The organism is Halobacteria archaeon AArc-dxtr1 (genome assembly GCA_025517425.1).
Taxonomy (GTDB): Archaea; Halobacteriota; Halobacteria; order Halobacteriales; family Natrialbaceae; genus Halostagnicola.
Genome location: JAOPJY010000001.1, coordinates 1,049,032 through 1,068,272, shown reverse-complemented (window position 1 = coordinate 1,068,272; position 19,241 = coordinate 1,049,032). Strand labels below are relative to the sequence as shown.

Genomic DNA, 19,241 nt, shown 5'->3' with positions numbered 1-19,241 from the left:
TTCTGCGTCAGTCGCCACCCGTTTGTCGACGCCCCTCTCTCGTTCGTGAGCCACTGCGGTAAACCGCGTAGAGGATCAACACCGCGATCGTGAAGTCGATCCCGTGCCCGATCAGGTGGTGACCCGCCATGGGGACGAACCCGAAGACTGTTCCGAGCCCGACGACCGACCGGACCGCGAGCAGACCGAGAACGATCGAGATCAGCAGATAGCGGGTGGACCGACGCCGCGAGTACGCGACCAGTCCGCAGACGAACAGCACTGTGGTCCCAATCCCGGCGAGCACAATCAGAGCCAGGAGTACCGGTGCGAGTTGCGGATCCAGCCACCCAAGCTCGACAGGGTTCGTATGCTCCATTGCCGATACGCTAGCTCTCTCCGAGAGGTACCTATTCGCTTCGGTCACCGATTGGACACGTTCGTTCTCAGCTGGTGGGAACGAACGGAATTCGTTATGAAGCCGAGGCTCCGAACTTTGGTATAGCGCGAACCGCGCGACAGTTCCCGTATGACAGATACTCGCCGACGGATCAAGCGACACGTCCACGGAAATGCCGGCATCCACTTCAACGAACTCGTCAGAGAGTCGGCGTTCGCCCCCGGCCAGATCCAGTACCACGTCCGCCGGCTGGTCGACGACGGTGACCTCGTTCGCAGCGAATTCTACGGTCGGACCCACTACTTTCCGCCCGTCTATGACGAGCGCGAACGCGCCGTGCTTGCCTTACTTCGCCGGGAGACGACCCGTGAGATCGTCGTCTACCTTCTCGAGCACGAGTCAACCAGTCCGGCGGCGGTCACCGACGCCCTGGGGATTGCCCGCAGTACGCTCGAGTACCATCTCGACCGGCTGGTCGAACACGAGGCGGTCACAAAGACCTACGACGACAGCGGTCGCGTCCGGCTTCGACTCGCAGACCCCGAACGGACGGCGACGCTGCTGCGGACGGTCCGTCCGACGGTTCCTGACCGGCTGCTCGATCGGTTTACCCGGCTGGTCGACGACTTACTCGAGGGAGATCGAGCGTAGCCACCGACCGTTTCGACACCCGAGTCGACTGTCTCGGCACTGTCGGGGTCACGATCGAGTCGATGTCGGCTCGTCGCCACTACGACTGTGTTCGGACGATCACCGTCCATTCTAGACGGCTCCTCCGCTATCTGTTCTCCGTCTCACAAGCACTTGCCCCGCAAATCACGAATACTTAGTACAGTGGGTTCCTTCTCCGAGGCATATGGGATTCGACGAGATGGACGTCGACACGATCTGGATGGACGGTGAGTTTGTCGACTGGGACGACGCGCAGATTCACGTGCTCACACACGGGCTCCACTACGGGAGCGGGGTCTTCGAGGGCGCACGCTGTTACGACACGGAGCAGGGACCGGCCCTCTTTCGCTGGCCTGAGCACCTAGAGCGCCTCTACCAGTCGGCAAAGCCCTACGAGATGGACATCGGCTACAGCCACGACGAGCTCACCGACGCGACGATCGAGCTCATCCACCGACAGGACCTTGCGTCGTGTTACGTTCGTCCGATCTCCTTCTACGGCTACAACTCTCTGGGCGTGAGCCCGAAAGACTGTCCCACCAAGACGGCGATCGCCGTCTGGCCCTGGGGCGCCTACCTGGGTGAGGAGGCCTTAGAACAGGGTATCGACGTGATGATCTCCTCGTGGCGAAAACACGCCTCGAGCCAGATCCCCACCAACGCGAAGACGACGGGGCTGTACGTCAACAGCTTGCTCGCAGGCGAGGAGGCCCGGCGAAACGGCTACGCCGAGGCGATCGTCCTGAACAAGGAGGGCAACGTCGCCGAAGGTCCCGGCGAGAACATCTTCCTCGTCCGCGACGACGAACTCTACACGCCCGGCCTCTCCGAGTCGATTCTCGATGGCATCACCCGCGACACCGTCATCACGCTCGCACGCGACCTGGGATACACCGTCCACGACAACGCCTCGCTCTCGCGAGGCGAGCTCAACACGGCCGACGAACTGTTCTTTACGGGCTCTGCGGCCGAAGTCACGCCGATCCGAAAAGTCGACAACGTCGTCATCGGCGACGGCTCACGCGGTCCGGTCACCGAGGAACTCCAGGCGAAGTTCTTCGAGGTCGTCGAGCGCCGAACCGACGAGTACGACGAGTGGTTCACGTACGTCTAACGAAATTTTGCGCTGCGTTCTGACCGGCCGGTGCGCGAATTACGCGCACCGGCCGGTCGTCACTCGGCAAAATTTCGATCAAAAGCACTCCTCTCTCCGTTCCGGACGCTCTTCGAGCGTCCTCCACATCGCTCGTCGGCCCGCTCGCTCGGCGCAGCCTCGCTCGCGGTGAGTGCAATGTGAACCGCCTCTGTTGACCGATGGACCGCCTGGTACTGCGAACAAACCTGGTCACTATTTTCATCTAACTCTCGCTTGAAACACCCGAAAGAGACTGTGCGTACTGATCACTGCTCTTCTTCAACGACAGTGATCGTGAATTCAGGACTTACCGACTTCCTATTTTCTCCATTACCCTGGGAAGCCCTAACTTTGTAGTGATACTCACCAAGATCTGCATGGTCCACAATATGGAGTGGAACGTCGATTTCAACGGGCGTCGGATTGTCCCACAGCCATATTGGTAGACTATCGTCTTCTGCAGCATCTGGCTGAGGGGAGAGTGTGGCGTTATTGGCATCAAATTGGATTACACCGCTGCTTTCCATATCTGCATATTGAATCTGGAGTGACTCCACATTATCCGCTTCAATGAAGATCGTATGTTCTTCTCCGGGAGTGAGTTCTGGCTCCCCCGCGTTCACTTCCGGTGACCCCGCCGAATTAGTCCTCTCGGATAAATCGTCGATACATCCTGCAGTGCCGATTATTCCACCGAGAACGGTAGCAATGAGGGGGCGGCGTTTCATACAATAAGCTAACATCTTCACCCCATATGGATCTTCGGTACGTGGTTTCCCTCTATTGACCGACCACTCCCCCTCGCAGATCTCGTTTCAAATTGAGTTGGAGTTTGAACGATTCACTGAATAGTATCCACTTTCAGTTCGAGTGTTTCGATGTTCGAATCCCTCAACAGCTTCTTTTCGCCAAGGAACTCTCAACCGCCCGGTAACTGAGTTACCTACAGATCGGATATAAAAGCGGTGTAGGACGGCGAACGGACGAAACGGGTGACTCGAGGACTTACGACAGAACGCTCCGGACCATCCGCGTTCCGAGCATCGGCGAACGAGCGGTTCGGAGAACCCGAGTGACGCCGTTCTCCGCGAGCGAGGCTGCGCCGAGCGAGCGGGCCGACGAGCGATGTGAAGGACGCTCGAAGAGCGTCCGGAACGGAGAGAGGAGTGCTTTTGATCGAGCTTTTGCCGAGTGACGGAGCGACGTGCGCCAGCGTAGCTGGCGTCGTCGCTCCAGAACGCAGCGTAAAAGGTCGTTGTTAGTCGTCGCCGGCGTCCGCCTTCTTCCGCTCTTTCTTCTCGCCGTCTGACTCCTCGACGACGTCGATCGAGACGCCAGCGTCCATCCCGCGGTTGCGCTCGGCGTCGCCGAAGCCGGCGCTTAGCACTCGCGTCAGGGCATCTTCGACGTCCTCGTCGAGTTCTGTGATCCGATCCGACTCCACCTCGATGACGAACCCGGTGGTGATGTTCGGCGAGGTTGGTAAGAAGAGGACTTCGCGGCCGTCGTCGGCTATCTTCCCGGTCTTGAACGCTGTCATTCGAAGCCCGTCCCACGTCTCTAACTTGACGGGTTTTTGTAGGGAATCCTGCTCACCGAAGGCCGTTTCGGCGGCCATCTTCGAGGCGTTGTAGACGACACGCATCACCGGAACCCGATTCGCGACGTCGTCGACGACGCGCTCGGCGAGTCCGCCGACGGTCGTCCGCATCAGGTAGCCCACCGAGAGCATCAGGATGATGAGGACCGTCAGGGCAACAAGCACTCGGATCAGCTGTGCGACCTGCTCGCGCAACTGTACCATCTCCGTGCTTTCCCCGGGAATCAGCCAGATCAGCGCCTGCTCGTCGAGGATCACCCCGGGCGTCAACCCCGCGAGGAATCCGTACACCCAGTACAGAATGTAGAGCGTGACCAGGATCGGACCCAGAACGATGAGCCCACTCGCAAAGTCCCGCTTCCAGGAGGTCATTGGATACACCTCACGCTGCGGGATTAAGAGCGCTTCCTTTTATCGGCCCGACACCTCCCGGATCCGACGCGTCTGTCTGGGACGGGGCCCCGGCAGCGTTGAAGTGAATCGCCCCGATTAAGGGCTGGCGGTTCGTTGCCGCCTGCATGGCAGTACTCGAGACGGTTGTCGTCGCCTTCTGGGCGATGTTGCCCGCCTACGTTCCGAACAACGCCGCGGTGCTGGCCGGCGGCGGCCGCCCGATCGACGGCGGTCGGGACTGGGGTGGAAAGCGCATCCTCGGTGACGGAAAGACCTGGCGGGGCACCGCCGGCGGTATCATCGCGGGGCTCGCCCTCGCCGGGCTGCTCACCCTGGTCGCCGGCGACGTCAGCGACGCCACCGGTATCTCGGTCCCCGAGTTCACGCCGCGTGCCGCCCTCGGTCTGGCCGCCGGTGCGATGCTCGGCGACATTCTGGCCTCCTTTCTCAAACGCCGAACTGGTCGCCAGCGCGGCGCGATGTTCCCCGGGCTGGATCAACTGGATTTCGTCGTCGTCTCGCTTCCGCTGACCGCCCTGCTCGCGACCGACTGGTTCACCGACGTCTTCACCTGGGACGTCATCGCCGTCGTCGTCGTCCTGACGCCGATCTTGCACGTCTCGACGAATATGATCGCCTACAAGCTCGGGCTGAAGAACGAACCCTGGTAGACACCCACCGTTTGACACCCACCTTTTGCGCTGCGTTTGGGAGCGACGGACCCCGTCTGGCTCGCACCCGGTTCCACTGATCGCGTTTCACACCGTTTATTTCGGTTCGACGCGCCAGTTTCGCCAATGCCCAACCAAGAGCTCATCGATGCCCTCAGAGACGCAGACGCCGTCCAGTTCGGCGAGTTCGAACTCTCACATGGCGGTACGAGCGAGTACTACGTCGACAAGTATCTCTTCGAGACCGATCCGACCTGTCTGGACCTGATCGCCTCGGCGTTCGCCGACCGTCTCGACGACGACGACACCCTCGGCGGCGTTGCCCTCGGCGGCGTTCCCTTGGCGGCTGCGACGAGCGTCGCAGCGGGCGCTCCCTACGTCATCGCGCGCAAGCAGCGCAAGGAGTACGGGACGGGCAACCTCATCGAGGGCCGGCTTGACGAGGGCCAGGAGGTCGTCGTCGTCGAGGACATCGTCACGACGGGAACCAGCCTCGTCGACGCCGTCGAGGCACTTCGCGAAGCGGGGGCGACCGTCGAGCGCGCACTGGTCGTTGTCGACCGCGAGGACGGTGGCCGCGAAACCATCGAGGACGCCGGAATCGAGATGGAGGCGCTCGTCACCGCGAGCGAGTTGCTGGCCGATCGGAACTGAACGAAGTCATCGGTACCTCCCGTTACTGCCCGTAGGACTCGAATTTCTCGAGTACTGTCTCCAGTTGCTCGTCGGTCAGCGTTTCCGGGGTCAGGCCGGCCGCCCGCGCCTGCAGAGAGATCCGTGCGAGACTCTCGACGTGCACCGTATTCTCCAGGGCGGTCTCGATATCCGGGGCGGTGACGACGAGTCCGTGGTTCTGGATCAGTGACGCGGTGGCGTCGGCGTCGTCCATCGCGCGCACGATGTTCTTCGCGAGTCGGTCAGTGCCGTACGGAGCGTAGTCGGCGACGGGAACGCGCTTCCCGACGGCGACGATCATGTAGTGAATCGGTTCCAGTGGCTCCCCGGCGACTGCGAGCGTCGTCGCCCACGGCGAGTGGGTGTGGACGATCGCGCCGACGCCCTCGCGGGCGTGATCGTAGATTGCGGCGTGCATTGGCACTTCGCTACTGGGAGTCATCCGTCCGTCGCGCTGCTCGCCATCGACACCGACGATGGGGACGTCTGCAACCTCGAAGGCGTCGTATGCCACCCCCGTCGGCGTAATCGCGAAGGCGTCGCCGTCGCGAACGCTCAGATTTCCGGTTCGGCCCGGCGTCAGATCCGCCAGCGTGGCGGCGTGCTCGACGACGGCTCGGCGCTGTTGGGTCAGCGGCTCGGTCATTCTACCACCGCCAGCAGGTCCGAAAAGTCAGGTATTTGATGGTCGGGCTCTCGAACGCCCTCGAGTGGGCCGTCGCTGTCGGCGTTGTACAGTACGGTTTCTATCCCGACCGCGTTCGCACCCGCGATGTCGGCCTCGACGTTGTCGCCAATCATCACCGCCTCCGAGACGCGCCCGTCGAGTCGGGCCAGCGCGGTCGTAAACATGACCGACGCCGGCTTCTCTCGCCCCACCTCTTCGGAGGTTACGACCAGATCGATGTGTGGATCGAGCTCCAGGGTCTCGATCTTGGCGAGTTGAACGCGCGTGGTAAGGTTCGTCACCACCGCGATGGCGACCCCCCGATCCTGAAGTTCGGCTAGGGTCTCCGCGACGTCGGGAAAGAGCTCCATCTCGGCTCTGTATCCCGTCCAGTAGGCCTCTCCAATCGCACGGACGTCTCCGTAAGATACGTCGTCGTCGAACTGCTCGAACCCCCGTTTCGCGTAGAGCATTCGCTCGTGTGACGCGGCCGTCGCTTCGATTTCCCGTTTGGTTTCCCGGCGCCCCGCCTGGTATCGTTCCTCGAAGGCATCTCGATCGAGGTCGTATCCTCGCTCTCGAGCAGCCTGCCAGGCGGCTCGCTTCCCGGCCTCGTTGCAGGGTGCGTACGGGTAGAACGTATTGTCGAGGTCGCACAGAACGATTTGCGTCGTCATCCCCTCACCAGATCAATCATTGCTCGTTCGGCTCACTCGACGAGGCGTTGGCAGCTCCCACAGAGGTTCTCCTCTTTGATGTCGACTTCTCGGACCGTCGGCGAGAAGTTCATCACACACCGATTGTTGTCGCAGTGTTCGAGCCCGTGGGTGTGACCGATCTCGTGGACGATCTCCTTGCGGACCCGATCTTCGAAGATGTCGCCGGCGCTTTTGTTCGAGAAGCCACCGTCGCTCGAGGTCTGTAACCGATAGGTCGACACCACGCTACCGCTGCCGTCGAGATAGGCCAGCCCGAAGACGTAGTTCCGCCGTCGATAAAAGAGATCGTGGGGTGTAACTGCGATGTTCTTCGCTCCCTGGCCGACTCGTTCGGCCAGTTGGATAAACGTCTCCGCGCAGTACTGGTTCCGTTCTGCGTCGTACGCGCCGTTGGGCACCGCTTGTGAGTCGCCAACTGTCACGTCACAGTCGTAGACGGACCGCAGCGCGCTCGACGCTGCCCGCTTTACGTTTGCGGGGACGCTACCCACCGGCACGATATCGACGAGCATGGCCCGCAGTACGGTCGCGTCTGGCATAAACGTCCCGCCACGTCACTCTCAGTACTAATTCATGGGTGATGGTCCTGCTTCCTTCGTTTTGGTATACCGTCATATGGTTTACAAAGCGGTGCTTGCTGTGTTCTCGTGGGGACGTATCGCCGCTGTGGCAGGGAACAGCCGTTTCGTCTCGAACTGTCTTGGACGTGAGCGTGGCTACCGTCCTCAGAGCTGTGTGGCGGTGTTCGTCGTTCAGTTGGTTACAGCAGGCGTGTAGCGATGCTATAGGGGCGTCCTCAGGGATTATTTCCCCAGTCTTCGGGAGAATAGTGCGGCCAGTCCGCGTGTGAATTGGACGTCTGTCAGAGGAGACGAACGTCTGATAGAGCGGGGAGTAGTAACCGAATCTCTGATCGTTACTTATTGTCCGTGCTCTGCGTGGCGCTCACTCCATCCGAATTCGCTAATATCTGTGTCCCAGTCTTCGACATTGCTGCTCTCAACGTCTTGAACGTCAATCTGATTATTGTCTATCGTAACGTCTGCCCGATCACCGAATTGAACACTATTGAAATCCTCTCTGGACGTTGGTGCGTTTCGACAATCGTAGCCGTCGTCGCCGATCTCGTCGCCACACACACCAATTGCGTAGCGAACGTCCTCAAACTCGCTTTCTAACGTCTCATGGATCTCCTCAGAAATGGTAACTTCTGTGGGGGAATAGACAATGTGATGGTGCTCCGTTGTCACTTGTCCGGTTATCTCGCTTTCGCCGTCGGAGTGAAGCTGGAGTAGTTGATCCGAATAGGTGCGGTTCTCGTGCTCCCATCTGACGGAGATTCCTTTGAGTTGCAGGAGTTCGGCTGAGAGGGTGTCCGAATCCGAAAGACAGCCAGCCAGCACGCTACCAAACACCACACTGCCGGAGGAACTGATTACCGTTCGTCTGGAAACCATTATTCGATATGTCTAGTAGGACTAGTTACAACTTCGGGAAGATGAGAAAGAAATCTGAAACTGCTATCGGTCGCTGATTGGGTTGTTTTCTCTCCTGATAACAGGTGCCTCTTCTGTATTAACCGTCGGAGATAATCAAAGAATAGGTGTGGGAACCGTTCTACGACCTCCTCGGTGTGGTCACTCGTTCTGTGCGTGCTGTCTCACACCTGATCTCTCCGTGAACGACTACAACGACACACGCACGTCTGGGGTTCTTGTCGCCCTCTCCGGCTGAATACAGCGTATGGTGCTATATCTAATCAACCGTGCGGAAAATCGATCTCTGGCGAACGGCTGGCTCACCAGTCAGTCCGCCATCCGTACTGGTGGAGACGGTACATTTAGGACGCTTCACTCCCTTATACATGGTATTCTGATGTTCGCTGGAGATTTCGTTCGATCGGTCACCGGCATTTGCAGCGCCCGGCGGTCGTTGCAGGCGTCTCCATCCTGTCCCCGTCGCGCCGGCCGGCCGAGCCACGCTGAGCTGTCAGCCCTGGCCTGGCTCGCCGAAACGATGCCACGATCGCTCAGATATCGATGACCGACACTGCACCGCTGGACGCACAAGCAGCGCACATCCTCCTCGTAGAGGACAACCCCGGCGACGTGCGACTGACTCAGGAGGCCTTCGAGCGAAGCTCGATTCAAACCACCATCTCTGTGGTCACCGACGGGATGGATGCGCTTGACTTCCTCCACCAGCGCGGCGAGTACGCCGATGCCCCCCGTCCGGACGTCGTCTTGCTCGACCTGAACCTTCCTCGCATGAACGGTGAGGAGGTACTCGAGGAGATCGAAGCGAGCCATACACTGCGTCGAATCCCGGTTATTGTCCTCACTGGCTCGGAGGCAGAGGAGGACATTCTCGCCTCTTACAACCGATCTGCGAACGCGTATCTGACCAAGCCGGTCGATCCGGACGCGTTCGTCGAGACCGTTCGTGCACTCGAAACGTTCTGGTTTTCGACCGTTCAACTTCCACCGGATGGTGAGTCGCCGTGAGCGAAAGTGCCGACACTACCGAGGCAGAACAGGAGCCGTCTGCAATCTCGATCCTCCTGATCGAAGACAATCCGGGTGACTCGCGTCTCATCCGGGAGATGCTCGATCGCAACGACGAACTCATCAAACGCGTTCATCCCGACGAGACCGAGAGTCGAAAGCCAACGATCACGGTCGAGCGGCGTCTCGAAGACGGACTGGAGACGCTAAAAACGACGCCTGTTGACGTGATCCTACTGGACCTCAATCTGCCGGACTCGCGGGGTATCGAAACCCTCGAGGCCGTCAACGGGGCGGCCCAGACGGTTCCGGTCGTCGTCATGACTGGCCTTCGTGATCAGGAGGTGGGTATTCAGGCAATCCAGCGCGGAGCACAGGACTTCCTCGTCAAAGACGAGGTGTCGAGTCCGCTGCTCGTTCGAACGATCCACCACGCGATCGAGCGCGCTCGACAGCGCCGCGAGCGTCGCGAACGCCAGGAGCAACTAAAGTCGCTCAACAATTTAAACCGGATCGCCCACGACATCACTCACATCGTCATCACGAGCGAGACGCGGGCCGCCCTGGAACAGCGGGTTTGCGAGCGGCTCGCGGCCTCCGACGCCTACCGCTTTGCCTGGATCGGCACGCTCAACCCCGGGTCGAGTCGGGTCACTCCGAGCGCGAGCGCCGGCGCCGAAGCCGACTATCTCGACGATGTCGTCATTACTACGAATGACGGGCAGACCGCGAAGGGTCCGACCGGGAAGGCCATCCAAACCGGACGCGTGCAAATCGCCGAGGATATCGAAACTGATCCAGCCTACGAGCCCTGGCGTGAGGACGCCCTCGAACGTGGCTACCGCTCGTCGGCGGCGATTCCGGTCGACTACGGCGAGATGCTCTATGGCGTCTTGAACATCTATGCCAACTCCACGACTGCGTTCACTGGCCCCGAAACCGCCGTTCTCGCACGGATGGGCGAGGTTATCGGCCACGCGATCGCGGCGATCGATCGCCGCGAGGCGCTGATGAGCGACACCGTCGTCGAACTCGAATTCGGGGTCGACGGCGTCGCCGAACCGCTCGTCGAACTCTCCGAGTCTGCACCGGCGACGATCCAGATCGAGAGACTCATTTCGGGTGCAGAGACGCTACTCGCCTACGGCTCAGCGACGGACGTCGACCGAGACGAGTTTCGGGAGGCCGTCGAGCGCGCCGACGGATTCGCCGACGCCCGAATCCTCTCGGGCGGTGGCGACTCCTTCGAATTCGAAATGGTCACTCCCGCCGCCATCTCGTTGTTCGAGACGATTGCAACCCACGGCGGTCGCGTCGCCGAGGCGACGATAGACGACGGCCAGTTCCGATTTCTGGTCCACCTACCGAAAGGACGAGACACGCGTCGCATCATCGAACTGGTTCGCGAGCGCCACACCGGCGTTACGTACCTCGCACAGCGGACACACCAGCGTGAGGACGGACACGACGACGCGAGCGCCTCCACGGCTCCAGTTCTCGACGAACAGCTGACGAAGAAACAGCGCGCCGCCATCGAGACGGCGTACGCCGCTGGCTACTTCGACTGGCCACGTGAGAGCACCGGCGAGGAGATCGCAGAGCGAATGGGCATCTCGCCGGCGACGTTCAATCAGCACCTCCGGACGGCAGAGCGGAAGTTCTTCAGTTCGGTACTCGAGTGAGCCGGCGCCTGCCGAATCGCTCCTAGAGGACAACCCCTGTCACGCCGGTACTCTCTAAGAGCATCCACCCGACGAACAGCGCGTACAACCCGAGCAAGCTCCATGCCTCGAGGTCGGTCAGCTCGAAGTCAGTCCGGGCGGCGGTAAACAGCGCGATCGTCGCGACGATCAGAAACCCCATCAGCGGAGCTGCGACGCCGAAGTCGACGACGGTCGAGCCCGCAATGAGGACGCCGACCGGGATCGCCACGAGCAGATCGAAGATGTTGCTCCCGAAGACGTTCGCCAGGCTGACCGTCGAGTCGCCGCTGCGGGCCGCCCGGACGCTGATGATCGCATCTGGAAGGCTGGTTGCGGCTGCGATGACCGTCAGCCCCCACAGGAACGACGGCGTCTCGAAGACGTCGCCGAGTTCGATCGCCGCGTGGACGATCAGCTCCACCCCCACGAGGATCAAGACGAGTCCGACTGCGAGAAGGCCCCATTGCGTCGCGACTGAGCCACTGGGGCTCGCGCTCGTCGGCGTGTGGTCACTCGTCTCCTCATACTGGATGAACAGATAGAGCCCGTACAACCCGAGCGGGAACAGCGCGAGCGCGCGAGTGATCTCCCCACCGAGATCCGTCCCACCGGTCGGGAAGTAGATCGTCGCCAGCGAGAACGTGAGCAACAGGGTTGCGACGGCGATGATGTAAAACTGCGCCTCGCGGTAGACGAGCGCGCGACTCGACTCGAGGGTCTCTCGCTTGGCCAGCGCCGCGGCTGCGGGGATCACGAGGACGTTGAAGACGGCCGAGCCGACGATCGCCGCGACGCCGAGTTCGAACTCACCGTAGCGAAGCGTCGCGATCACGACGCTCGCCAGCTCCGGGAAGCTCGATCCGACCGCGGCGATCACGGCTCCCTGGACGATCGCCGGCAGCCCGTAGTACAGCGCCAGTCGATCTGCAGCGCCTTCGAGGTAGAGACTCCCCCGCCAGATGAGCGCGGTCGCGACAACGATCAGGAGTCCCAACCACGCCAACCCGAGCATACCCCCGCTTCACCGACCGGCCAAAAGAAGGTCACTACCGAAGTTCCGATCGCGTCGACTCCCGATGCGGCGCTAGCGCTCCTCGACGTGGCGGATCTCGCAGGCGATCCCGCGCGTGCTTTCGGCCATCTCCTGGCCGAACATCTCGGCGCGGCCAACGCCGAACGCCTTCGGGCCCTCCACGACGACCTCATCGCCTACCCGGATGTCTTCGTCAGCGTCGACGACCCCCGGCGCGAGCACGCTGCCGTGGGGGACGAAGCCGTCGATTTCGACACGTTTCGTGGGTGCGTCGCTCTCGACCCACCGCGTTGCGCCAGCAAGCGTGAACGACAGGGTGCCGTACTGGGGCACCATCGTCGCCAGTTGGGTGTCCTCACGGTCGCGAACCTGGATCTTCGGGTACCGGCTCGTCGTCTGGATATCGTCGAAGAGGTCGTCGCCGGCGCCGTCGCCGAGCAGGTAGTCCGCGATGGCGCGGACCGTGTTGTGCTCGCGCTCGCGTTTGGAGTACTTCAGTTCGCCCGAGAGCGCCTCGGAGAGATTCGCGAGGGACTCGTCGTCGGTCGGGTGACCGCCCTCGGGGACGGTGTAGGTGACGTCGAGCTCCTCCTCGCCCTCCCAGGACTCCTCGACGCGGGAGACGATGTCGCGGTAGCCCTCGTCGGGGACGTGGGCGACGACAGAGGGGTAGGTGTCGGCGTTGCGCTCGAGGTACCGGCGCAGCACCTCGCTTACGAACTGTTTCTCGTCTTCGGACCACCGGCCCGTGACGACGGTGTCGTAGTGCTGGGCTGGGTAGGTCGTCTCCAGTTCCTGGGGGACGACGCCGATCGGACTGGTCATCGAGACGGTGTGTCCGCGCCAGTGGATCGCGTCGTGGAACTGGCGGTGGCTCTGGGACTCGCTGTAGGGTTTTGTCGCCGAGCAGGGGACGAGCACGAGCGGATTGCTGAAGCGGTTCCGGTAGCGCGTCGTCACGCGGTCGGCGAAGCGCTGGATCTCGACTCGACGGAGGGTGTCCTCGGTGGCGGCGCTGATCTCCGAATCGCGGAGGATCGGCGTCCGCTCCTCTACGTAGCTCCACTGGGTGTCTAACTCGCGCATCGCGGCGGTGAGCCACTGGTCCTGGCGGGCCTGTCCCTCGACGTAATCGCGCAGGCGGCCGTCATGGATGCGCCGGCGGACGATCCCGAGCTCGGCTCGCAGCGCGTTCTCGTTGTGCTCGGCGCAGTCCTCGCGCGTGAACTCCTCGCGTGGCTTCTGGCAGGCCGGACAGGCACAGGGCAACTCCTCGAGATCCTCGAGGAAGTAGGCCTCGTCGGTGGTCAGGTACCGGCCTTCGGTTCCGCGCACGACCGCCGCGGTGGCGTCGAACAGATCCACGCCGGCGTAGGCGAGCACGGCGACGTTTCGCGGCGTCGCGACACCGGAGAAAAGGAGGGCGGTGTCGGCCGGAATCGCCTCGCGGACGGCCACGACGGCCTCGACGAGCGCCGCGCCGTGGCCGACGATCGACTGGACGTCGGAGACGGCGTAGGCGTCCGTACCCTCATCGTCGGCGCTCTCACTCGAGATAACCGCGACGCTGGGGTAGTCGACGTCGGGATACTCCACGGCGAACGACTCGCGAACCTCCTCGGCGGTCCCGCCGGGAAACCCCCGGTGGGGGAGGACCGTCAGGCGGGACTCGTCTCCCTCCGGGAGCGCGCGCTCGCGGGCCCACAGCGAGCCGGCGTCGTCGAGCACGTCGTCGACGAGTGTCGGGGTCGTGACGGGCTCGTCGAGGCGGAGTTCGCCCACGCGAGCGGCCCCGTCGCGCTCGTGCACTTCGAAGTAGTCGGTCATTGGCCGAACTGGGGACGGCGTGCGAAAGAGCGTGTCGATAGCGCGTGGCTGATCCGGCGGCGAGCGGCTACAGCTACGCCGACGTGTCAACGACCGAACCGTCCGCAGCCAGTTTGTCGTGCGTGTCGCTGTCGTCGAGGACGGGGGCGATGGCAACCAGCACGTAACAGAGCCCGAGCAGCCGCGTGAGGGGGCCGACCCACGGCTTCACCTCGATCTCGTCGGGATTCTCGTAGGCGATTCCGAGGGCGGCGTCGAGCACCGCCGTCGGGGCCAGCAACATCGGTAGCCCGACCGCACCGAACAGGGGTCTGATGCCGGGCCAGGCGGATTCCCACTTCCACGCGACCCAGAGCGCGACGATCCCCTCGAGCCGGGCCATCGGAATCGTCCATCCCTGCAGGCGCGCCGCGTGGGGGTTGTCGAACGCGAAGCGCTCTCCGCGGGCGACGATCCGTTCTGCAAGCACCACCTCCACGAGAGCGAGCGTGCCGAGGACCAGCCGTTTCATACGCGCCGTTCGCTGGCTTCGAACAAAAGAGTGCGTTCGTCCGATCCGTCACGTCCGGCCGAGATACGTCCCGCTCGCCGAGGTGTGTCCACGGTTGTACGAGAGTACCCGGAACTCGACTACGTCCCCGATCCCCAGATCGGCCGGGACGCCTTCGACGAAGACGACGAACCCCTCGACTTTGCAGACGGCGTGGCGCTCGCCGCTGTGGTGGGTCGAGAAGTCTTCGATCCCCGCGACGTGCTCGTCGCCGATCTCGACGGGCGGATCGCGCTGCTTTGCGTCTCGGTGTCGTTCCAAGGATTCGTGTCGCTCGCTGCTCCCGCTGCGGGTTCGCCCGCGGCGAACGAGCCACGACCCAAAAACGACGATGACGATCGCCCCCAGCGCGAGCGACGTTGCCCCAATCATATTCCGTGTGTGCGGCCGTCTCCTCTTTGCTGTTCTGATCTCTCAATCTGACCCATCCGCCAGATCGACCGTCTCGATGCCTTCCGGGAGCGATGCGAGGACGTCTGTGGGCCACCCGCGGTGGCCGAGTGCGAACGCGCTGTCGGGATTCTCTCCGACGAGGCGCGAGACGCCGCGGGCGGCCGCCTCGATCGCCGCCCGATCCGTCCGTTCAGGTACCTCGGCGGTGAGCGGATAGCTCTTCGAGAGCGCCCGCGGGAACGGACCAAAGGGTGGCTGGACCCGCCAGACGTCGTCGTACTGTTCCTCCGCGAAGGCGGGTTCGTCGCCCTCGGCCAGAAAGAGCGAGTCGGGGATCGAGAGCCGGTCGAGCCGTTCGTGGTGGCGCAACACCTCGGGCCGGCGGGCGCTCTCGTGGGAGGTGTAGAAGAACGAGCCCTTCGAGACCGGATCCGACCGCTCTAACTGGGCGGCGTGGTCGAGCAGGGTTCGGTAGCCGTCGAGCATCTTTGGATGCGAGCGCGCGCGCTGCTCGACCAGCTCGAGTAAGCTGCCGCTGCGGATCGCCTGCTTGATGCGGCGGATCTCGGCGAAGGTGACGTGGAGGTTGTGGGCCGCGAGCTCGGACTCGCGCTCGTCGTCAGGCAGTGCGCGGAGTTCGTCGGGACTGTTGGCGGTACAGACCGCACACGAGCAGGGGAGGTAGTCGAGATCTTCGAGGTGGCGCGTACCCCGTACCGTCAGGTAGCGGTCGTCGCGGGCGTAGAGGGCGTAGGCGGCCGAATCGAACAGGTCACAGCCCATTGCAACCGCGAGCGCGAACATCATCGGGTGACCGGCGCCGAACAGATGGATCGGCGCGTCGGGGCCGAGCCCGCGCTTGGCGGCGGCGACGACGTCGACCATCTCGGCGTACCGGTACTCGTTTAGCAAGGGGACGACTGCGCCGATCGGAAAGACATCGAGATCGGTTCCTTCGGCGTGGCGGCCCGCGGCCTCCCGGAGGTCGGGGTGCGTCGAGCCCTGGACGGGCGCGGTGACGAGCATGTCGCCGGTGTCGACGGTCTCGGCTACCTCGAGGCGCTCGGTGGTCGTCTCGAGTTCCTCGCTGGCGCGCTCGTGGGCGGCGTCGGGGGGTGTCGGGATGTCGACTGGCGTGCCGATGTCCGACCCGATCTCGTGTTGAAATTCGAGGATTTCCTCGGTCGTCACCGAGATTTCGCCGTACTCCGAGAGCTGAAACGAGCCCGAGTCGGTCATGATCGCGCCCGGAAAGTCGAGGACCTCGTGGAGTCCCTCATCGAGCGCCCGTTCCCGGAGTCCGTCGGTCTTGTGGACGATGTAGGAGTTCGTGATGAGGATCTCCGCGCCGAATTCCTCGGCCAGTCGTCGTGGGGAGAGCGTGTCCAGATTCGGGTTGATGACCGGCAACAGCGCCGGCGTCTCGACGGTGACGCCCGCCCGTGGCACGGTCAGCTCGCCGATCCGACCGCCGGCATCAGTATCCCGGAGTTCGAAGCACTCGCGCATCGACCGTGTCTTCGTGAGCGGGCCGGTAAACGTTCCGTTCCGTCCGGCCGATTTCGGCGGGTAGCGAGTGCAAGGATAACCGGAAAGCGTCCGGCGGGGGATGCGTGCGTTCGGCTTCGAGAAACGATCTGGCGGTCTGACTGTCGTCGCTCCGTACCGTTACGCAGAGCCAACACCGGTTTTCCTGCGGTCAGTCCTGTAACAGTCGGCTCGTTTTAGCCATCATACTGGCGTAGCCTCGGAGGCATGGTTTCACGACCGCAGACAATCGGCGTCGTCTTCGTCGCACTACTAGTCGCACTCTCCGGGGGTCCTGCCCTGGCGGGAGCGGCCGGAACGGCGGCGGACGACGGTGCCGACGGAGACATGAGCGCAACGCTCGAAAACGTACAGGTCGAGACTCTCAGTCTTGAGAACGTCACTGTCGAGAACGCGACCATCGACGAACTGACTGTCGATGAGCTCGACGTCGACGACGAAGAGCTCGAGGACGAACTCGACACTGACGAGAACGATACCGACGACAACGACGCTAACGATAACGACGCTGACGACAACGACGCTAACGATAACGACGATGCCGACGAGGAGGATCCAGTAACGATCTCGGACATCGAGATCGAATCACTCGAACTTGAGGAGGTTGGCATCGACGACCTCGAGTTCGACGAGGACGAGATGGACGAGAACGATGTCGAGGACGAGGCTGACGAGAACGACAACGACGAGGCCGACAACAACGACGAGGCTGACAACAACGACGAGGCCAACGACAACGACGACGCCGATGAGGAAGACGTCGATGAGGAGAACGACGAGGCAAACGATGACGAGAACGACGCCGACGAGACCGACGACGAACTCGTCCAGGAGGGTGCTGACTCCCTAAGCGTCCAGGATCTCACCATCGAATCGATGCACGTTGAGCACATGACGATCGACGAGCTCACCGTCGAGGAGGATGACGGTATCGTCGATCGCATCGGTGACTTCTTCGATGGCATCTTCAACGACGACGATGAGGCTGACGAGGAGGACAACGAGGAGGCTGACAACAACGGTGCCGACGACGCCGACGACAACGACGAGGCTGACGAGGAAGATAACGACGAGGCTGACGACAACGATACCGAAACTGAAGAGATTGACGAGCTAACCATCGAGCAGTTCGATGTCGAGGAAGTCCACATCAACTCGATGACGATCGAGTCACTCGAGGGTGATGAGGAGGCAGATGACGACGAGGCTGACGACAACGACGCGGACGACAACGACGCGGACGATGAGAACGACGCGGACGACAACGGCGCCGACGACAACGACGAGAACGACGCGGACGACAACGACGCTAACGACGATGAAAACGACGTTGACGACAACGACGAGAACGACATGGAGACCGTCGAATACGTCTCCGCCTCCGCGATCACGGTCGGTGACGCCACCGCAGAAACCGTCACTATCGGCGACACCGACGACTTAGAAGAGGAGATCGACGACGATGAGGCAGACGATGCAGATGACGAGGGGACCGACGACGATGACGACGATGACATGGACGACGGTGACGACAACGGCGCCGACGACGCTAACGACAACGCGGCGTCGGTCGCACTGCTGACCTGATCTGCGCTCGATCAGTTGAGCCGTCCGATCCCGATTCAGTCCTTTTTTGCCGCCCCAAGTCCGTCGCCGAACAGCCCGTAGTACGAGACGGCGAGCACGGCCCGTGCGTCGCGTATCCGCCCCGCTTTGACGTCCTCGGCTAGCGCTTCGAGCGGTTTGGTCGTTACTCGGATGCTCTCGTTGTGGTCGAGTTGCTGCTCGCCCGTTGGCCGGCAACCGCGTGCGACGAACAGGTGCAAGACGGAGTCGGCGATACCGTTTGCCGGTTCGACGGTGACGAGCGCCCCGACTCCCTCCGGTTCGTAGCCCGTTTCCTCACGAAGTTCACGCCGGGCGGCGGCGGCGAGGTCGTCGTCCTCGGGTTCGACGCCGCCAACCGGGAGCCCGTGGTTGACTCGGGAGACCGCCTGGCGCCACTCCTCGATACAGACCACGTCGCCTTCCGACGTAAACGGAAGGATACAGACACTCGGCGCCTCGCTCAGATAGTCGTACTCGGTCTCTGTCCCATCCGGAAGCTCGACGGCGTCCGTGATGACGTCGAACCCCGGGCAGGTGTACGCCGTCTCTCGATTGAGCGTCTTCCAGGCGAGCGGATCCGATGACATAGCCGTCGGTACGAACGCCGCGCGCAAAAACGTCGCCACTCGCTTCGATGTAGCTGTTTGGCAGACAGCATCGGGGTCTTCCGTCCGCAGCTGTATCCGACACCTACCCCCTCCGCGATCCAGTCTGTTCGCCGCATAACAAAGCCACAGATCGGTGACGGTCTGTACGCAAGAGGACAACTCATGGACGAACTTACCGGCTTTCAGCGCGACCTGCTGTACGTCATCGCAGGCAAGAACCGACCGTCAGGCCAGGAGATTCTCGACGACATCAACGAGTACATCGACCAGCCGGTTACCCACGGCCGGCTGTATCCAAACCTCGATACGCTCGTCGAACTCGATCTCGTCGAGAAAGGTGAACTCGATCGCCGGACGAACTACTACGCGCTTACGCCACGGGGGCAGCGCAGCCTCGAGCAGCGCCAGGCGTGGGTCGATCAGTACGTCGAGGCCTGACGCGACTAGTTGCGGCTGCGTTCGGCTCCTCGCATGACACTTCTATTCACCACGCCAGCCGATCCGAGCCGACGGCCCATTGGGTCGCGGTGCTGGTGGCCGTGCGATCGACAAAGAA

General features: G+C 62.4%; 21 protein-coding genes. 8 read left to right on the top strand and 13 right to left on the bottom strand.

Annotated elements, in window-relative coordinates:
• Positions 1 to 7 precede the first annotated feature (7 nt).
• Positions 8 to 358, bottom strand: a complete 351-nt coding sequence (locus OB905_05485; GenBank protein ID MCU4925441.1) for a hypothetical protein — start codon at positions 356 to 358, stop codon at positions 8 to 10.
• A gap of 150 nt (positions 359 to 508) precedes the next feature.
• Here OB905_05485 and OB905_05480 point away from each other — a divergent pair, with 150 nt between their 5' ends.
• The gene (locus OB905_05480; protein ID MCU4925440.1) at positions 509 to 1,030 is read left to right on the top strand and encodes a winged helix-turn-helix transcriptional regulator; all 522 of its coding nucleotides are present in this window, start codon (positions 509 to 511) and stop codon (positions 1,028 to 1,030) included.
• Positions 1,031 to 1,235: 205 nt separating this feature from the next.
• Entirely contained in the window at positions 1,236 to 2,165 is a 930-nt protein-coding gene (locus tag OB905_05475) for a branched-chain amino acid transaminase (GenBank protein MCU4925439.1), read from the top strand.
• Positions 2,166 to 2,452: 287 nt separating this feature from the next.
• On the opposite strand, the gene OB905_05470 is transcribed toward OB905_05475, so the two are convergent.
• Positions 2,453 to 2,914, bottom strand: coding sequence for a hypothetical protein (locus tag OB905_05470; protein ID MCU4925438.1), 462 nt, complete (start codon positions 2,912 to 2,914; stop codon positions 2,453 to 2,455).
• 530 nt (positions 2,915 to 3,444) lie between these two features.
• On the bottom strand, positions 3,445 to 4,158 hold the full coding sequence (locus OB905_05465) for a DUF502 domain-containing protein (GenBank protein ID MCU4925437.1): 714 nt from the start codon (positions 4,156 to 4,158) through the stop codon (positions 3,445 to 3,447).
• A 146-nt stretch (positions 4,159 to 4,304) separates the two neighbouring features.
• Between OB905_05465 and OB905_05460 the strand changes: the two genes are divergently transcribed.
• Together OB905_05460 and pyrE are read left to right on the top strand one after the other, a co-directional pair.
• Positions 4,305 to 4,850 carry a CDP-2,3-bis-(O-geranylgeranyl)-sn-glycerol synthase gene (locus OB905_05460; GenBank protein ID MCU4925436.1) on the top strand — a complete coding sequence of 182 codons (546 nt, stop codon included), beginning with the start codon at positions 4,305 to 4,307 and terminating at the stop codon, positions 4,848 to 4,850.
• Between the two features lie 126 nt (positions 4,851 to 4,976).
• Positions 4,977 to 5,504, top strand: coding sequence for an orotate phosphoribosyltransferase (gene pyrE, locus OB905_05455; GenBank protein ID MCU4925435.1), 528 nt, complete (start codon positions 4,977 to 4,979; stop codon positions 5,502 to 5,504).
• 22 nt (positions 5,505 to 5,526) lie between these two features.
• Here the strand turns inward: pyrE and OB905_05450 are convergent, their stop codons facing one another.
• From OB905_05450 to OB905_05435, 4 genes are all read right to left on the bottom strand, one after another.
• Positions 5,527 to 6,171 (bottom strand): class II aldolase/adducin family protein, encoded by a 645-nt coding sequence (locus OB905_05450; protein ID MCU4925434.1) that lies wholly within the window; start codon positions 6,169 to 6,171, stop codon positions 5,527 to 5,529.
• Positions 6,168 to 6,869 (bottom strand): HAD family hydrolase, encoded by a 702-nt coding sequence (locus OB905_05445; GenBank protein ID MCU4925433.1) that lies wholly within the window; start codon positions 6,867 to 6,869, stop codon positions 6,168 to 6,170. Before OB905_05445 ends, OB905_05450 begins: the two co-directional genes overlap by 4 nt.
• Positions 6,870 to 6,901: 32 nt before the next feature.
• A complete protein-coding gene (locus tag OB905_05440) occupies positions 6,902 to 7,423 on the bottom strand; it encodes an archaemetzincin family Zn-dependent metalloprotease (GenBank protein MCU4925432.1) in 522 nt (173 codons plus the stop codon).
• A gap of 408 nt (positions 7,424 to 7,831) precedes the next feature.
• Positions 7,832 to 8,368 carry a hypothetical protein gene (locus OB905_05435; protein ID MCU4925431.1) on the bottom strand — a complete coding sequence of 179 codons (537 nt, stop codon included), beginning with the start codon at positions 8,366 to 8,368 and terminating at the stop codon, positions 7,832 to 7,834.
• A 582-nt stretch (positions 8,369 to 8,950) separates the two neighbouring features.
• Here OB905_05435 and OB905_05430 point away from each other — a divergent pair.
• Together OB905_05430 and OB905_05425 are read left to right on the top strand one after the other, a co-directional pair.
• The gene (locus tag OB905_05430; GenBank protein ID MCU4925430.1) at positions 8,951 to 9,415 is read left to right on the top strand and encodes a response regulator; all 465 of its coding nucleotides are present in this window, start codon (positions 8,951 to 8,953) and stop codon (positions 9,413 to 9,415) included.
• Positions 9,412 to 11,097: a helix-turn-helix domain-containing protein gene (locus OB905_05425; protein ID MCU4925429.1), complete on the top strand. Its 1,686-nt coding sequence runs from the start codon at positions 9,412 to 9,414 to the stop codon at positions 11,095 to 11,097. The genes OB905_05430 and OB905_05425 overlap by 4 nt, the downstream gene beginning before the upstream one ends.
• A gap of 22 nt (positions 11,098 to 11,119) precedes the next feature.
• Here OB905_05425 and OB905_05420 read toward each other — a convergent pair whose 3' ends face one another.
• From OB905_05420 to tgtA, 5 genes are all read right to left on the bottom strand, one after another.
• On the bottom strand, positions 11,120 to 12,130 hold the full coding sequence (locus tag OB905_05420; GenBank protein ID MCU4925428.1) for a sodium:calcium antiporter: 1,011 nt from the start codon (positions 12,128 to 12,130) through the stop codon (positions 11,120 to 11,122).
• Between the two features lie 72 nt (positions 12,131 to 12,202).
• Positions 12,203 to 13,978 carry an archaeosine synthase subunit alpha gene (gene arcS / locus OB905_05415; GenBank protein ID MCU4925427.1) on the bottom strand — a complete coding sequence of 592 codons (1,776 nt, stop codon included), beginning with the start codon at positions 13,976 to 13,978 and terminating at the stop codon, positions 12,203 to 12,205.
• Between the two features lie 73 nt (positions 13,979 to 14,051).
• The gene (locus OB905_05410) at positions 14,052 to 14,489 is read right to left on the bottom strand and encodes a hypothetical protein (protein MCU4925426.1); all 438 of its coding nucleotides are present in this window, start codon (positions 14,487 to 14,489) and stop codon (positions 14,052 to 14,054) included.
• 48 nt (positions 14,490 to 14,537) lie between these two features.
• On the bottom strand, positions 14,538 to 14,900 hold the full coding sequence (locus OB905_05405) for an RNA-binding protein (protein MCU4925425.1): 363 nt from the start codon (positions 14,898 to 14,900) through the stop codon (positions 14,538 to 14,540).
• 42 nt (positions 14,901 to 14,942) lie between these two features.
• A complete protein-coding gene (gene tgtA, locus OB905_05400) occupies positions 14,943 to 16,430 on the bottom strand; it encodes a tRNA guanosine(15) transglycosylase TgtA (protein MCU4925424.1) in 1,488 nt (495 codons plus the stop codon).
• A gap of 246 nt (positions 16,431 to 16,676) precedes the next feature.
• Here tgtA and OB905_05395 point away from each other — a divergent pair, with 246 nt between their 5' ends.
• On the top strand, positions 16,677 to 18,056 hold the full coding sequence (locus OB905_05395; protein ID MCU4925423.1) for a hypothetical protein: 1,380 nt from the start codon (positions 16,677 to 16,679) through the stop codon (positions 18,054 to 18,056).
• 35 nt (positions 18,057 to 18,091) lie between these two features.
• Here OB905_05395 and OB905_05390 read toward each other — a convergent pair whose 3' ends face one another.
• Positions 18,092 to 18,664 (bottom strand): NUDIX hydrolase, encoded by a 573-nt coding sequence (locus OB905_05390; protein MCU4925422.1) that lies wholly within the window; start codon positions 18,662 to 18,664, stop codon positions 18,092 to 18,094.
• A 183-nt stretch (positions 18,665 to 18,847) separates the two neighbouring features.
• Between OB905_05390 and OB905_05385 the strand changes: the two genes are divergently transcribed.
• Positions 18,848 to 19,123 carry a PadR family transcriptional regulator gene (locus OB905_05385; protein MCU4925421.1) on the top strand — a complete coding sequence of 92 codons (276 nt, stop codon included), beginning with the start codon at positions 18,848 to 18,850 and terminating at the stop codon, positions 19,121 to 19,123.
• Positions 19,124 to 19,241: the final 118 nt, after the last annotated feature.

Coding starts and splice junctions, on each gene's coding strand:
- OB905_05485 (MCU4925441.1), bottom strand. CDS start 358: ATGGAGCATACGAACCCTGTCGAGCTTGGGTGGCTGGATCCGCAACTC.
- OB905_05480 (MCU4925440.1), top strand. CDS start 509: ATGACAGATACTCGCCGACGGATCAAGCGACACGTCCACGGAAATGCC.
- OB905_05475 (MCU4925439.1), top strand. CDS start 1,236: ATGGGATTCGACGAGATGGACGTCGACACGATCTGGATGGACGGTGAG.
- OB905_05470 (MCU4925438.1), bottom strand. CDS start 2,914: ATGAAACGCCGCCCCCTCATTGCTACCGTTCTCGGTGGAATAATCGGC.
- OB905_05465 (MCU4925437.1), bottom strand. CDS start 4,158: ATGACCTCCTGGAAGCGGGACTTTGCGAGTGGGCTCATCGTTCTGGGT.
- OB905_05460 (MCU4925436.1), top strand. CDS start 4,305: ATGGCAGTACTCGAGACGGTTGTCGTCGCCTTCTGGGCGATGTTGCCC.
- pyrE (MCU4925435.1), top strand. CDS start 4,977: ATGCCCAACCAAGAGCTCATCGATGCCCTCAGAGACGCAGACGCCGTC.
- OB905_05450 (MCU4925434.1), bottom strand. CDS start 6,171: ATGACCGAGCCGCTGACCCAACAGCGCCGAGCCGTCGTCGAGCACGCC.
- OB905_05445 (MCU4925433.1), bottom strand. CDS start 6,869: ATGACGACGCAAATCGTTCTGTGCGACCTCGACAATACGTTCTACCCG.
- OB905_05440 (MCU4925432.1), bottom strand. CDS start 7,423: ATGCTCGTCGATATCGTGCCGGTGGGTAGCGTCCCCGCAAACGTAAAG.
- OB905_05435 (MCU4925431.1), bottom strand. CDS start 8,368: ATGGTTTCCAGACGAACGGTAATCAGTTCCTCCGGCAGTGTGGTGTTT.
- OB905_05430 (MCU4925430.1), top strand. CDS start 8,951: ATGACCGACACTGCACCGCTGGACGCACAAGCAGCGCACATCCTCCTC.
- OB905_05420 (MCU4925428.1), bottom strand. CDS start 12,130: ATGCTCGGGTTGGCGTGGTTGGGACTCCTGATCGTTGTCGCGACCGCG.
- arcS (MCU4925427.1), bottom strand. CDS start 13,978: ATGACCGACTACTTCGAAGTGCACGAGCGCGACGGGGCCGCTCGCGTG.
- OB905_05410 (MCU4925426.1), bottom strand. CDS start 14,489: ATGAAACGGCTGGTCCTCGGCACGCTCGCTCTCGTGGAGGTGGTGCTT.
- OB905_05405 (MCU4925425.1), bottom strand. CDS start 14,900: ATGATTGGGGCAACGTCGCTCGCGCTGGGGGCGATCGTCATCGTCGTT.
- tgtA (MCU4925424.1), bottom strand. CDS start 16,430: ATGCGCGAGTGCTTCGAACTCCGGGATACTGATGCCGGCGGTCGGATC.
- OB905_05395 (MCU4925423.1), top strand. CDS start 16,677: ATGGTTTCACGACCGCAGACAATCGGCGTCGTCTTCGTCGCACTACTA.
- OB905_05390 (MCU4925422.1), bottom strand. CDS start 18,664: ATGTCATCGGATCCGCTCGCCTGGAAGACGCTCAATCGAGAGACGGCG.
- OB905_05385 (MCU4925421.1), top strand. CDS start 18,848: ATGGACGAACTTACCGGCTTTCAGCGCGACCTGCTGTACGTCATCGCA.